Source organism: Mesorhizobium sp. C372A, from assembly GCF_030323245.1.
Lineage (GTDB): Bacteria > Pseudomonadota > Alphaproteobacteria > Rhizobiales > Rhizobiaceae > Mesorhizobium.
On sequence record NZ_CP100475.1, the window covers coordinates 5,609,024 to 5,623,082 of the forward strand.

Annotated in this window: 13 protein-coding genes; 4 read left to right on the forward strand and 9 right to left on the reverse strand. The window is 63.7% G+C overall.

Features of this window, described 5'->3' with window-relative positions; translation table 11 throughout:
• Together NLY42_RS27090 and NLY42_RS27095 are read right to left on the reverse strand one after the other, a co-directional pair.
• On the reverse strand, nt 1-1,227 hold the full coding sequence (locus NLY42_RS27090; protein ID WP_031193519.1) for a Zn-dependent hydrolase: 1,227 nt from the start codon (nt 1,225-1,227) through the stop codon (nt 1-3).
• Nucleotides 1,228-1,229: 2 nt separating this feature from the next.
• On the reverse strand, nt 1,230-2,432 hold the full coding sequence (locus tag NLY42_RS27095; protein WP_023715097.1) for a diaminopropionate ammonia-lyase: 1,203 nt from the start codon (nt 2,430-2,432) through the stop codon (nt 1,230-1,232).
• A 103-nt stretch (nt 2,433-2,535) separates the two neighbouring features.
• Between NLY42_RS27095 and NLY42_RS27100 the strand changes: the two genes are divergently transcribed.
• Nucleotides 2,536-3,012, forward strand: a complete 477-nt coding sequence (locus tag NLY42_RS27100) for an Lrp/AsnC family transcriptional regulator (RefSeq protein WP_023738646.1) — start codon at nt 2,536-2,538, stop codon at nt 3,010-3,012.
• Nucleotides 3,013-3,070: 58 nt separating this feature from the next.
• On the opposite strand, the gene NLY42_RS27105 is transcribed toward NLY42_RS27100, so the two are convergent.
• From NLY42_RS27105 to NLY42_RS27130, 6 genes are all read right to left on the reverse strand, one after another.
• Entirely contained in the window at nt 3,071-5,179 is a 2,109-nt protein-coding gene (locus NLY42_RS27105) for a molybdopterin-containing oxidoreductase family protein (RefSeq protein WP_023754701.1), read from the reverse strand.
• 158 nt (nt 5,180-5,337) lie between these two features.
• The gene (locus NLY42_RS27110) at nt 5,338-7,215 is read right to left on the reverse strand and encodes an ABC-F family ATP-binding cassette domain-containing protein (RefSeq protein WP_023689073.1); all 1,878 of its coding nucleotides are present in this window, start codon (nt 7,213-7,215) and stop codon (nt 5,338-5,340) included.
• 135 nt (nt 7,216-7,350) lie between these two features.
• Nucleotides 7,351-7,797, reverse strand: a complete 447-nt coding sequence (locus tag NLY42_RS27115) for a Ros/MucR family transcriptional regulator (RefSeq protein ID WP_023670270.1) — start codon at nt 7,795-7,797, stop codon at nt 7,351-7,353.
• A gap of 166 nt (nt 7,798-7,963) precedes the next feature.
• On the reverse strand, nt 7,964-8,197 hold the full coding sequence (locus NLY42_RS27120) for a hypothetical protein (protein WP_023754702.1): 234 nt from the start codon (nt 8,195-8,197) through the stop codon (nt 7,964-7,966).
• Entirely contained in the window at nt 8,190-9,131 is a 942-nt protein-coding gene (locus NLY42_RS27125; RefSeq protein ID WP_023754703.1) for a DMT family transporter, read from the reverse strand. Before NLY42_RS27125 ends, NLY42_RS27120 begins: the two co-directional genes overlap by 8 nt.
• A 43-nt stretch (nt 9,132-9,174) precedes the next feature.
• A complete protein-coding gene (locus NLY42_RS27130; protein ID WP_023684748.1) occupies nt 9,175-10,008 on the reverse strand; it encodes a hypothetical protein in 834 nt (277 codons plus the stop codon).
• Between the two features lie 111 nt (nt 10,009-10,119).
• Here NLY42_RS27130 and NLY42_RS27135 point away from each other — a divergent pair, with 111 nt between their 5' ends.
• Nucleotides 10,120-11,088 (forward strand): LysR substrate-binding domain-containing protein, encoded by a 969-nt coding sequence (locus NLY42_RS27135; protein WP_023689076.1) that lies wholly within the window; start codon nt 10,120-10,122, stop codon nt 11,086-11,088.
• Nucleotides 11,089-11,328: 240 nt separating this feature from the next.
• Here the strand turns inward: NLY42_RS27135 and NLY42_RS27140 are convergent, their stop codons facing one another.
• Complete coding sequence (locus tag NLY42_RS27140) at nt 11,329-11,481, reverse strand: hypothetical protein (protein WP_023754704.1); 153 nt, start codon at nt 11,479-11,481, stop codon at nt 11,329-11,331.
• 159 nt (nt 11,482-11,640) lie between these two features.
• On the opposite strand from NLY42_RS27140, the gene NLY42_RS27145 reads away from it, so the two are divergent.
• Both NLY42_RS27145 and NLY42_RS27150 read left to right on the forward strand, forming a co-directional pair.
• The gene (locus tag NLY42_RS27145; RefSeq protein WP_023684745.1) at nt 11,641-11,808 is read left to right on the forward strand and encodes a hypothetical protein; all 168 of its coding nucleotides are present in this window, start codon (nt 11,641-11,643) and stop codon (nt 11,806-11,808) included.
• A 50-nt stretch (nt 11,809-11,858) separates the two neighbouring features.
• Nucleotides 11,859-13,940 (forward strand): ATP-dependent helicase, encoded by a 2,082-nt coding sequence (locus NLY42_RS27150; RefSeq protein ID WP_023754705.1) that lies wholly within the window; start codon nt 11,859-11,861, stop codon nt 13,938-13,940.
• The last annotated feature ends 119 nt before the right edge of the window (nt 13,941-14,059 follow it).

Sequence of the window (14,059 nt, forward strand, 5' to 3'; positions counted from 1 at the left end):
CTATTTTGCAAGCTCACTGGCGACATCAAGCAGGATGTTGGCGCCGGCGACAAGCTCGGCATCTTCAGTGTGTTCGCGCGGATTGTGGCTGATGCCACCGGCGCTCGGCACGAAGATCATTGCCGCCGGCGCGAGGCGGGCCATCATCTGTGCATCATGGCCGGCGCCCGATGTCATGCGCCTGACGCCAAGACCGCGGTTCTTTGCGGCCGCCTCGATCCGTTCGACGATGCCGATGTCGAATAGAACCGGTTCGAAACGGGCCAGTTGCTCTGCCGAAATCGACAGGCTTTCGGCTGCAGCGAGCTCCTCGAGATAGGCAGCAAGGGCCGCCTCATGCGCCTGCAGGCGCTGTTCGTCGGGATCGCGCAGATCGACGGTGAAGATAGCGCGCGAGGGAATGACGTTGATGGCATTGGGTTCGAAGCGCATCGTGCCTACAGTGACCACGGTTGGCCCATTTGAAGCTTTCGCCCGGTCGTGCAGGAAGGTGATGATGCGGGCGGCGGCGTGGCCGGCGTCGCTGCGCATCGACATCGGCGTGGTGCCGGCATGGTTGGCGGCGCCGTCGATGGTGATGCGCTGCCAGGAAATGCCTTGCAGATTCTCGACCGCGCCGATCGGCACGCCTTCACGCTCCAGCACCGGCCCCTGCTCGATATGAAGTTCGAGATAGGCATGCGGCTTGAGGAAGCCGGGTTCGCGGTCGCCGGCATAGCCGATGCGGGCGAGCTCCTGGCCGAGCACGCTGCCATCCGTGCCGATGGCGGCCAGCACGGCCTCGGCGCTGACGCCACCGGCATGGCATAGCGAGCCCATCATATCAGGCGTGTAGCGCACACCTTCCTCATTGGTGAAAGCGGCGACCGCGACCGGGCGTGACGGCGAAAAGCCCGAAGCCTGCAGCGTCTCGATCACCTCCAGCCCGGCCAGCACGCCGTAGCAGCCATCATAGATGCCGGCATCGATGACGGTGTCGATATGCGAACCGATGAGCAGTGGCGCCTGCCCGGCATTGTCGGGGCATTGCCAGATGCCGAAAATATTGCCGACCCGGTCGATGGCGACTTCCAGCCTGGCCTGCCCGAGCCAGCCGACAAAGAGGTCACGGCCCTGTCTGTCTGTGTCGGAGACGGCGAGCCGGATCAGCCTATCCTCACTGTCGCGGCCAACGGCGCCGAGTTCCCGGATGCGGCCAAGCAGACGCTGTGCATCGATCCCGATCATGGCTATGCCTCGGCCTTCAGCTTGCCGGCCAGCACATCGGCGGGGCTCTGCCCGACCAGCTCGGTATAGCGATGCGGGTCTGTGGCGCCTTCGGTGTTGATCAGCAGCACGCGGGATTTGTCGTCGAGCCCGAGCGCGGCCTTGTGGTCGGCCACCGCCCGGATCAGCCCGGCCAGACCGACGCCGCCGCTTTCGCCGGCGACGATCACTGGATCATTGCCAGCCGGCCGTGCCAGCCGCCGCATCACCGCGACCGCCTCCTCCTCATCCACCGTCATGAAGGCATCGGCAACCCGCGCCAGAACGCGCCAGGCAACTTGCGAGGCCTCGTAGCATTCGAGCATCGCCATCACCGTCGGCTGATCGTGTGCGACCTTGACCACGTGGCCCACCCGGGCGGCTGCGACAACGCAGGCGGCGCGGGCCGGCTCGACGACGATGAAGGTCGGCCTGGCGTGACCGAGCACGATGGCGAGATGGCCGGCCAGGGCGGCGGCAATGCCGCCGACACCGGCCTGCACGAAGACATGGGTCGGCGGCTGCGGCAACTGGCCCAATGCTTCACGCACGATCGTCGAATAGCCCTGCATGACCAGACCGGGGATGCGCTCGTAGCCCGGCCAGGAGGTGTCGGACACCACGGTCCAGCCTTGCTCAGCTGAAACCTCGGCGGCCTGCCTGACCGAGTCGTCATAATTGCCGTCGACGCGGATCATCTCGGCGCCATAGCGGGCTATTGCTGCAATGCGCGCCTCGCTGACGCCGGCGTGAACGAAGATTGCCGCTTTCGCGCCAACCAACTGTGCACCTTGCGCGACCGAGCGGCCGTGATTGCCGTCGGTGGCGCAGGCAACCGTCATCCCGGCAGCGACCGCCCGGACGTCGAACCGGTTGAGATCGGCCACGTCAACGGGCCGACCAAGCGATCGGCTCGCCTCCTCCAGCACCAGTCGAAAAACGGCATAGGCGCCGCCGAGCGCCTTGAAGCTGCCGAGACCGAGGCGAAAGCCTTCATCCTTGATGTGGACGGCGCCGAGGCCGAGTTCGCCGGCCAGCGTCGGCAATGCATGCAAGGGCGTTGGCAGGTGATTGTCGCGATGGGCCAGAAAGCGCTCGACCGTATCGGCGCCGGCATTCCCCAGCGTTTCGGCATCGACCGGATCGAGCGGCCGGCGGTGCAAGGCATTGCTGTTGAGCAGGAACACGGGCGGCCTCCTTTAGGTGTGACGAAATCATATTGCAGCCGAGGCGCAAATAGCGCTGTTATTGGCGCTTCGAAATGCAAGTTTGTTTCGCCAGGATAGCGCTTTGCCTCGATCGCCTTCGCTCGACAGTTTCGACCTCGCCATCCTTGCCATCCTGCAGCGGGACAACACGACGCCGCAGCGGCTGATCGGCGAAGCCGTCAACCTGTCGGCGCCGGCGGTGCAGCGGCGCATCAAGCGCATGGAACAGTCCGGCGTCATTGCCGGCAACGTCGCTGTCATCAACCCCGTTGTGGTCGGCCAGCCCATCACCATTTTCGTCGAGGTCGAACTGGAGAGCGAACGCTCGGACCTGATCGACGCGGCCAAGCGGCAATTCTCGGCAGAGCCCGAAGTGCAGCAATGCTACTACGTCACCGGCGAGGCCGACTTCATCCTAGTCATCACCGCGGCCGACATGGGGGCCTATGAGGCCCTGACGCGCAGACTGTTCTTCGACAGCAAGAATGTCCGAAAATTCCGCACCTTCGTTGCCATGGACCGTGTCAAGGTGGGGCTGACGGTGCCTCTGCCGGGATAGCCAGTCACTTTTACGCAATTCCGGACGGAAAACCGCTCACACTTTTCCTGGAATTGCTTTAGCCCGCCGGCCGCAGCCAGACCTTGTTGTCGTGAAAGGCAGCGCCGCCATAGGGCGCTGGTGCGTCGGCGCCGGTGAGCACATTGATGCCTTCGCCACGCTCATGGGCGCTGTTTGGCCAGATGCCCTCGGCGATCACCACGCCGCGCTTGATGCCATCGAACAGCTTTGCGTGCAGCACCACCTCGCCGCGCCGGTTGCCGACCTCGATACGGTCGCCGTCGTCCAAGCCAAGCGCGGCAGCGTCGTCCGGATGCAACAACAATTCCGGCCGGCCTTCCTTGGCCTTCGACACCGGTGTCTCGGCGAATGTCGAATTGAGGAAGTTGCGCGCCGGTGATGTCGTCAGCCGGAACGGATGCTCCGCATCCGCGACCTCGATCAGGTCGACATGGTCGGGGAATTCCGGGAGCTCCGCCACCGGCCCGAACAGGCCCATGCTTTTCGGCGGCCGGTTGGGCGCCGCCTGCCCGCTCCAGTTGGCGCGGAAGTGAAATTTCTTGTCGGCATGGCCGAAACCATCGATGAAATGCGCCGCCTCGAAACCCGGCTGCAGGTCGACCCATTTGTCTTCCTTGAGGCTGGCGAAGGAGCCCAGCCCGCGCTTGCCGAGGATGATGTCGATATGCTGCTGCTCGGTCAGGCCAAAGCCCGGCCGGTCGGCGACGCCGAGACGCTGCGCCAATTGCTCGATGACGAAATGGTTGGTGCGCGGCCCTTCCGGCGGTTCGATCAGCTTGGGACCGAGCGTGATGTGCTGGTTGCCACCGCCCTTGTAGACGTCGTCATGCTCGAGGAACATCGTTGCCGGCAGCACGACATCGGCAAGCTTTGCCGTGTCGGTCATGAACTGTTCGTGCACGCAGGTGAACAAGTCGTCACGCAGAAAACCTTGTTTCACCAGCCGCTGCTCGGATGCGACATTCACCGGGTTGGTGTTCTGGATCAGCATCGCCGTCACCGGCGGGCCACCGTAAAGCGCGTCCGCTGCGCCGGTCAGCACCGGACCGATGCGCGACTGGTCGAGATGGCGAATATCGGGATCGCGCATCGCGGTGCCTTCCAGCACATCCTGGTTGAGCTTGAAGATGCCGGAATTGGAATGGAAGGCGCCGCCACCCTCATATTGCCAGGCGCCGGTGACGGCGGCGATGCAGGATGCCGCGTGCATGTTGACCGAGCCATTGCGCTGGCGGGCAAAGCCATAGCCGAGGCGGAAATAGGTTTTCCTCGTCGTGCCGACGAGGCGTGCGAAAGCCTCGATCTCGGTGACGGCAAGACCGGTGATGGCAGACGCCCATTCCGGCGTGCGCGTCTCCAGATGCGCTTCCAGCCCCTTCGGATCGTCGGTGTATCTTTCGAGATAGGCGCGGTCGGCCATGCCTTCCCTGAACAGCACATGCATGACCGCGCAGGCCAGCGCGCCATCGGTGCCGGGCTTCAGCACAAGGCCCATATCGGCCTGCTTCATCGTCGCGTTCTCGTAGACGTCGATGACGACGATCCTGGCGCCACGCTCCTTCCGCGACTTGATGGCGTGGGTCATGACATTGACCTGCGTGACCACGGCATTGGTGCCCCAGATCACCACGCAGTCGGACTTCGCCATCTCGCGCGGATCGGGACCACGCAAGGCGCCCGCTCCCATCATCCAGCCGGTCCAGGCCAGATTGGTGCAGATCGAGCCGAAGAAGCCGGAGTATTTTTTCGCATGGCGCAGCCGGTCGATGCCGTCGCGCTGCACCAGCCCCATCGTGCCGGCATAGAAATAAGGCCAGACGGTCTCGGAGCCGTATTTTTCCTCGGCCGCGATGAAGTTCTCGGCGACGACGTCGAGTGCCGCTTCCCAGCTGGATTCCTTCCAGACGCCGTCGCCCTTGGCGCCGGCGCGCATCAGCGGCTTCAGCAGTCGGTCCGGATGATGGACACGATCGGCATAGCGCGCGACCTTGGCGCAGACGACGCCAGCCGTATACGTATTGGACTTGGCGCCATGGACACGGCCGATGCGGTTGCCATCGAGCAGCTCGACCTCGAGCGCGCAGGTCGAAGGGCAATCATGCGGACAGGCGGAGTGGCCGATTCTGGGCTTGGCGTGCTGGTTCATGCGGCGTTTTTAGCGGGTTTCGCAGGCGGCGTGTAGGGCCAGATCTTACCCTCCCCTTGATGGGGAGGGTCGGCGCGCAGCGCCGGGGTGGGGTGCGGCGCAGACCCCCGCCCCGCTCGGCTTTGCGGATCGACCCTCCCCACAAGGGGGAGGGTAAATCACTCCGCCGTGCCTTCCTCGTACTCGGCCGACATGGTCAGCCACTTTTCCTCGTGACCGGCAAGCTGCTGTGCCAGTTGCGAGCGCTCCTTGGCCAGCCGGGTCGCCGTCGATGGATCCTTCTCGTATACCGCCGGATTGGCGAGTTCATCCTCGATCAGGTCGATGCGCTTGCGGATGCGGTCCATCAGCGCTTCGGTGGCGCGGATTTCCTTTGCCAGCGGCTCGAAGGCGGCGCGGCGCGCCGCGGCATCGCGGCGGCGATCGGCCTTGGATGCCTTCTCGGCCTCGCGCTTGCCGCGTCGGTCGCCGGACACGCCGGTGACCAGCGTCTTGTAGTCCTCAAGGTCGCCGTCATACGGGTTGACCGCCCCGTCCTTGACCAGCCACAGCCGGTCGGCGGTCGCTTCCAGCAGATGGCGGTCATGCGAGATGAGGATGACGGCGCCGGGAAACTCGTTCAGCGCATGGATCAGGGACTCGCGGCTGTCGATGTCCAAATGGTTGGTCGGTTCGTCGAGGATGAACAAGTTTGGCCCCTCAAAGGCCGACAGGCCCATCAGCAGGCGCGCCTTCTCGCCGCCGGACAGGTCCTTGGCGGCGGTGTTCATCTTCTCGGTGGTGAGACCGAACTGGGCGACGCGGCCACGTACCTTGGATTCCGGCGCCTCCGGCATCAGCCGGCGGACATGCTCGTAGGCGTTTTCATCAGGCCTGAGATCGTCGAGCTGATGCTGCGCGAAGATCGCCACCTTCAGGCCCGGCGCCACCGTCATGGTGCCGGTTTCCTGCTTCAGCCGGCCCGAGAGAAGCTTGGCGAAGGTCGACTTGCCGTTGCCGTTGGCGCCGAGCAGCGCGATGCGATCGTCGGCATCGATGCGCAACGTCATCTTCTTCAGGATCGGCTGGCCCTCGGTGTAGCCGACATTGACGTTGTTCAAGGCAATGATCGGCGACGCCACCGTTTTCACCGGTTCGGGGAAAGAGAACGGCCTCACCGTGTCGTTCACGATCGCGGCAATCGGCTTCATCTTCTCCAGCGCCTTGATGCGCGACTGCGCCTGTCTCGCCTTCGAAGCCTTGGCGCGGAAGCGTTCGACGAAGGACTCCATGTGTTTGCGCGCGGCTTCCTGCTTGACGCGGCCCTTCTCCTGCAACTCCTTCTGCTCGGTGTACTGGCGCTCGAACTGGTCGTAGCCGCCGCGCCAGAAGGTCAGCTTCTTCTGGTCGAGATGAACGATGGAATTGACGGCGCGGTTGAGCAGGTCGCGATCGTGCGAGATCAGAAGCACCGTGTGCGGATATTTCGACACGTAGTTTTCCAACCAAAGCGTGCCTTCGAGATCGAGATAGTTGGTCGGCTCGTCGAGCAGCAGAAGGTCGGGCTCGGCAAACAGCACCGCGGCGAGCGCCACACGCATGCGCCAGCCGCCGGAGAAGGACGAGGCCGGGCGGCGCTGCGCGGCGTCGTCGAAGCCAAGGCCAGCGAGGATGGTGGCCGCGCGAGATTCCGCCGAATGCGCATCGATATCCGCCAGCCGCATATGGATGTCGGCAATGCGGTGCGCGTCGGTGGCGGTCTTTTCCTCCTCGAGCAATGCGGTGCGCTCGAGGTCGGCCTTGAGCACGATCTCGATCAGCGGCTCCTCGGTGCCGGGCGCTTCCTGCGCCACCTGGCCGATGCGGGTGTTCTTGGGCAGGCTTATCGAGCCGGTCTCGGAGGGAAAGTCGCCGGTGATGGCCTTGAACAGCGTCGTCTTGCCGGTGCCGTTGCGGCCGACGAGGCCGGCCTTTGTGCCGGCCGGCAAGGTCAGCGAGGCATGATCGAGAAGCAAGCGTCCGGCCATGCGGAGCGAAAGATCGTTGATGATAAGCATGCCGGGGCTTTTGCACGGGAGGGCGGCGCTTCGCAAGGGCCTGGGCGCCGGCGGGGGCATAAGGCATGAAAACGGCGCGCCTTAAGCGCGCCGTCCATTGCAAACAGCAGACCGACTTTTCAGAGGCTGCCTGGTTCAGGCTTTGGGTTTGCGCTTCGTCACCTTGGCCGCGGCGGCCGGAACGGCCGGCTTGCGGCCGAGGCCCGAGGACTTGGCCAGTGCCGAACGGGTCGCGGAGTAGTTCGGCGCCACCATCGGATAGTCCGACGGCAAGCCCCATTTGCCACGATATTCCTCCGGGCTGAGACCATGGTCGGTCATCAAGTGGCGCTTCAGCGACTTGAATTTCTTGCCATCTTCCAGACAGACGATGTGGTCGGGAAACACCGACCGCTTCGGATTGACAGCCGGGTTCAGCGCGGGGCTTTCCACGGCGGCAATGCTGCCCAGCTTGCGCACCGATGCGCTGACGCTGGCGATCAGATCCGGCAGGCCAGACGCAGGGAGAGGATTGTTGCCGACATAGGCCGAGACGATGTCAGCAGTCAGTTCAATAGCGGTCTTGCTGTCGATGGTGTGCAATTCTGTTTCTCCCGCCGGTCATGAAGTTGCCGGCTTTTTTTAAGACTTCTCTTGATGTATCGACCTAGCTGCACCCCCCAACGGGTCGCTAAGTCTCAATAAACGATCAAGAATCGGAACAGGAGGATGTTTCCACAACAGGTTGCAACGTTGCAAATTAGAAAATCTAATACTTGGAAACGGCCGACTTCGCGCCAGCAGATTTCAACTGCACGGCCCCCGCAGGTTTGGAGTCGGCCAGTATCTCCAGAATGCGCTTCCAGCGGGCGCACCGGCCGAAATCTTTTTGCTCTATCGCCTTTTCGGCCTTCATGGCGGCATAGAGCGGCGCCTCGGCGCCGAACTCCTTGATCAGCCAGAATGCTTCCTGTCTGGCGAGACGTTCATCGTCGTCAAGCATGGTTTTCAGCCTCCGAGCGTTCTATGCCCACCGCAATACAGCTGCCGATGACGAGGACCGCACCGGCTATCGCGGTCAGCGTCAGCCTTTCGCCCGAAAGTGTCAGCAGCAGCGTCGATGCGATCGGCGTCAGATAGGCGATGACCGCAACCTTGCCGCCGCCTTCAAGCTTCAAGGCGCGCGACCAGAAATAATATCCCAGCCCCATCGGACCGGCACCGAGATAGAGGCCAAGCAGGAGGTGCTCGCTGGATGGCCAGGCTGCGCCGTCGTGAATACACCACAGCAAGGTCAGGCCGACGCCGACCAACGCCGAAGGCAAAAGCAAACGCTCCGACGGTGTGGCCAGGCGGGCGACCGCAATCGAATAGAAGGCCATGCACAGCGCCGAGCCGAAGGCAGCGAGATAGCCGACGATGCTGCCTTGGAGAAAAGGCTGGCCGCGACCACCCGAGATCACCAGCGCCACGCCGACAAAGCCGAGCACGGCAGTCAACCCCAGCAGCACGGGGCGTTGCCGCTTGCCCAGCACGATGACCGCCGCCGCGACCATCAGCGGCCAGGTGTAGGCGACGAGATTGGCCTCGATCACCGGCATGGAGGCAAAGGCGATGTATTGCAGCACCATGGTGCCGACCAGGCCAATAAAGCCGACCGCGACTGGCGCCAGGGTGCCGTCAGCACCCTTGGCAAAGGCTGCGTCTTGCGTGTCCCCCTTCCGGCTCGCCAGATGGAGGACGGCGAACACCAGAGCCGCTCCACAAAATTGCAGCAACTGCACGAGCGATACTGGATGGCTGGCCAGCAGGGATTTGCCGACCAGCGCGTTGGTCGACCACAGGGCGACCGCGCCGGCGGCGAAGACCAGGGCCGATGGCGAGCCCGATCCATCCCGGAATCGCCGAGACGGTGCCTTGTCCTTATCGCCGACCATGATGTTACCGACGGCCAAACCGGCGTCCACTTCTATGCCCTGGCTACCAGGATTCCCTTGACCCGCCCGGGACCGGCGCATCCGTCGCCGCCGCAACCGGACGCTCTTCCTCGAAGCGGCGATAGGCCGGCAGCTGGTTCGTCCAGACGTCTTCGGCCAGTTCGTTGACCCATTCGCGATCATGATCATTGTCGGCTGCGAGATAGAACATGCGGTTGTCGTCGACATAGGGCTTGGCCACAGAGCGCTGGTTGAGGACCAGCGTGACGCGCGAGCCGAGCTGGATCGGCGCGGTGCGGTGCAGGACGCCGAGAAACTGGCCGAGCGTGGCGTAGTTCATCTTGTGGTCGATGCGCATGACCTGGTTGCGCGGAATCTCGCGGCCGGATTCAAGGATGGCGCGGCCGGTCTCGGAATCGTCGCAGTAGATTTCGAGATGGCCGCCGACCAGCGGATTGCTGATCGACAGCGGAATGAGTTCGGTGACCGGGACACCGTCGCAATGCCAATCGACGGCGCCGTCCTTGGGATTCATGAAAGTGACGGTCGAGCCGACGATCGACAGCGGATAGGGCTCGAGCTTGGTGCCCATCATGTCGGACAGACGTTCCAGGCGCAGCTTGTCATGCAGCAGTTCCTTGATCTCCGGGATGAAGCGGTCGGCGCCGGTGATGAAGGTCAGGTCGAGGTGCTTGTGCACGGCGTGGCTGGCCTTAAGCTTCAACGCCGCCTCTTCGATCGCCGCCAGCAGCGCCGGGTCGTAGCCATGCAGATACTGCGCAACGCCGAAACCCGACACTTTCCAGGCCGTCTCATGACCGATAATGGCTTCTCGGCTCATCGCGTAGCGCAGTTCAGGTATGGTATGGGCGTTCATTCTACTTCTCCAGGATGGGGGCATCACTTGGTAAACTGTCGATTAATTTCCCCACCCCTGTAAAATTAGGAATGCTGGTGCTAGTGTAAGCCCAGCTTAAGGTCGAAACGCGTGCGTCTGCTCAGTCAGGTCAACCTCAATTCGCTGAAGATTGTCGAAAGTGCCGCCCGGCACCGTAACTTCACGCGCGCCGGCGAAGAGCAGTTTATTACTGCTTCCGCCGTCAGCCAGCGCGTTAAAAGCCTCGAGGACCAGCTGCGCTTCAAGATCTTCCAGCGCGGTGGCAATGCGGTGTCGCTGACACCCGAAGGCGAGACCTATGTGTCGCGCGTTCGCGAGGCGCTGGAGCGCATCGTGGCGGCCAGCATGGAGGCGACCGGACAGTCGCAGGCGCATGTGCTGAAGATTTCGGTGCTGCCGACGTTCGCGGCGCGCTGGCTGTTTGCCCGCCTGCCGCTGTTCCAGCGGCAATATCCCGAAATCGAGATGCGCGTCTCGACCTCCTACGCCACCAATGAGTTCGCCACCTCCGAGTTCGACCTTGAGATCCGCTATGGCGACGGCAGCTTTCCCGACCTCAAGGCGGACCTGCTGTTCAAGGAGGATTTGACGCCGGTGTGCAGCAGGAAGCTGTTCCACGAGGTTCTCGGCGACACGCAGCCGTCACAGGTGACGCCCGACGACCTCAGGCATTTCACGCTGCTGCATTCCGACACCTGCACGCAGAACTGGCAGTCGTGGCTGGGTTTTGCCGGCGCGAGTTCCGTGCTCGGCGAGACCAAGAGCATCTATTTCGATTCCTGCATGATGTCCTATGAGGCGGCCAATGCCGGCATGGGCTTTGCAGTCGCCAACCGCGCCTATATGGCGAGCGAGATCCGCGCAGAGAGACTGGTGGCGCCGTTTGCCGTGCATCACCCCAACACCGCCGGCTGGTATTTCGTCTGCCCGGTCACCGCGCCCTACACGCGCAAGGTGGAACTGTTCAAGCAGTGGATAATGGCCGAGGCGGCGCTGACGCAGTGCCAGCTGGACGCCGGGATTGCCGGCGGCCCGGTGCTGCGCAAGGCCATTGCCTGAGGTCCTCCCGTCGAGTTTCGTTCCGCACGCCATCTGACATCGAAGTTGTTTTGTGCAGAAGCGCCGTCATGAAGCAGGTCGATGCGGCCCACCTCATGACGCAGGCGAGAGACTCAGCTATGTTCGGTTGTTGCGGCGGACCTGATATCCGCCTGGCCGGCGCTATCGGCTCACCTCCCAAGCGGCGCCGGCCTTCTTCTCCCGAAGGCCATCTTCAGCCTTGTCGTCCCGCTAAAACGATCATTGTGCCAGCTGATCGCCGCTGGCCGCCGGCTTTGGCGCCGAATCCGTCTGCGGGGTTTGATCGAGCACCGGGGCTTTGGTTGGCTGGATGTCGCCGTCGCAGGCAGCGAGCGCCAAGCTGGCGGCCAACAGAATCAAAAGCCTCTTCATGGCGACCTCCTAGGTCTGCCCTCTCCTTCGTAGGGCAACGAGGTGGTTCTTCGTAAGGCAACGAGGTGGTTCGGCTTTGGTTGCACGCTCGCAAACGACGCCGCGTCGGCTGGAACCAAACGGCGGCTCTGAGGTTGGTTGCCCAAAGGAGATCGCGCCATGATCCGTCTGCTCATTACCGGCCTTTTCGCTTACGCGACCTATCGCATCGCCAAGGAGATCATCAAGGACGTGCCTGACAATTTCGATCCGTTGCCGGTGCCTGGCGACGAACGCGCCGCCTTGCGGCGCCAGTCGGCGGCAACGGGTGTCGCGCCACGGCGGTAAGGGCGACTTCCGCCCGTTGCGAACAAAGCGGAAACGATGCTTGATAGGCGATGACCATCGCCATCAATGATTCGTCCTTGCGGCCCGCCTATCTGGCGAAGCTCAACGCCGAGCAGCGGCTCGCTGTCGAACATGGCGACGGCCAGATCGCCGGGCCGCTGCTGGTGATCGCCGGCGCCGGCTCCGGCAAGACCAACACGCTCGCCCACCGGGTTGCGCATCTGATCGTCAAGGGCGCTGATCCCAGACGCATTCTGCTTATGACATTCTCGCGCCGCGCCGCCACCGAAATGGCCAGGCGGGTCGAACGCATCGCCGGCGAGGTGCTGGGCCGAGACGCGTCCGTCATCGCCGATGCGCTGGCCTGGGCCGGCACGTTTCACGGCATCGGCGCCAGGCTGCTGCGCGACTATGCGCTGACGATCGGCCTCGACCCGGCCTTTACCATTCACGACCGCGAGGATTCCGCCGACCTGATGAATCTTGCCCGGCATGAACTTGGATTCTCGAAGACCGAAAGCCGTTTTCCGACCAAGGGCACCTGCCTGGCGATCTATTCGCGCGCTGTCAACGCGCAGGCGCCGCTTGGCGAGGTGCTGGGTTCGGCCTTTCCGTGGTGTGCCGGCTGGGCCGAACAACTGAAGGCTCTGTTCGCCCGATATGTCGAGGCCAAGCAGGCGCAGAACGTGCTCGATTACGACGACCTCCTGCTCTACTGGGCGCAAATGGCCGCCGAGCCGGAGATCGCGGCGCATCTGGGCTCGCGTTTCGACCATGTGCTGGTCGACGAATACCAGGACACCAACCGGCTGCAGGCCTCGATCCTTTCGGCGCTGAAGCCGGATGGCGCCGGACTGACGGTGGTGGGCGACGACGCGCAGTCGATCTATTCGTTTCGCGCCGCGGAAGTGCGCAACATCCTCGATTTCCCGCAACAATTCGCGCGAGCCGCCGATGTCATCATGCTGGAGCGCAACTACCGCTCGACCGAGACCATTTTGGCGGCAGCCAATGCGGTCATCTCGGAGGCATCGGAGCGTTTCACCAAGAACCTCTGGTCGGAGCGCAAATCCTCGCAAAAACCGAAACTGGTCAGCGTGCGCGACGAGGCGGAGCAGGCGAACTATGTCTGCCAGGCCATCCTTGCCGAGCGCGAGGCCGGCACGGTGCTGAAATCGCAGGCGGTGCTGTTTCGCGCCTCGCACCACAGCGGCCCGCTGGAGATCGAATTGACGCGCCGCAACATCCCCTTCGTCAAGTTCGGCGGGCTGAAATTCCTCGACGCCGCCCATGTCAAGGATGTGCTTTCGGTGCTGCGTTTTGCCGAGAACCCGCGCGACCGCGTCGCCGGCTTCCGCGTGCTGCAGCTCCTGCCCGGCATCGGCCCTTCGGCGGCGAGCACCATCGTCGAGACCATGGCGACATCGCTCGACGAGGAAATGGGGCTGGCCCGCTACCGGCCGCCGCAACGCGCGGCTGAGGACTGGCCAGCCTTCGTTGCGCTTTATTCCGGCCTGCGCGCCCGGTCGGGGAAATGGCCGGCCGATCTCGAACAGGTCAGGCTGTGGTACGAGCCGCATCTCGAGCGCATGCACGAGGATGCGACGACGCGGCGGGCCGACCTCATGCAGCTCGAGCAGATCGGTTCAGGCTATGCTTCGCGCGAGCGCTTCCTGACCGAGCTGACGCTGGATCCACCGGATGCGACCAGCGACCAGGCCGGGCCGCCGCACCGCGACGAGGACTATCTGATCCTGTCGACCATTCATTCGGCCAAGGGCCAGGAATGGAAGAACGTCTTCGTGCTCAACACCGTCGATGGCTGCATCCCGGCCGATCTCGGCGTCGGCACCAAGGAAGACATCGAGGAGGAGCGCCGGCTGCTTTACGTCGCGATGACGCGGGCCAAGGACGGCCTGCATCTGGTGACGCCGCAGCGCTTCTTCACCCACGGCCAGGCAGCGCGCGGCGACCGTCACGTCTATGCCTCGCGAACCCGTTTCATCCCGGCCTCGATCCTCGGCGCCTTCGAGCAGACCTCTTGGGCGAGCGTCCACGCCAAGGACGATCCGCGCCACAGACCTGAAGTCCGCGTCGACCTCGGCGCCCGCATGCGCGGCATGTGGAAATAGCCGCAACCGCGAATGCCGGCAGGGAGCGACCTCAAGAGCAAATCGTCCTGTCATGGCATCTCTCAGGGAACCTCGGGCCGCCAGCCGCGTTTTCTGGCGTCCAACCCGCGATCGGAGGG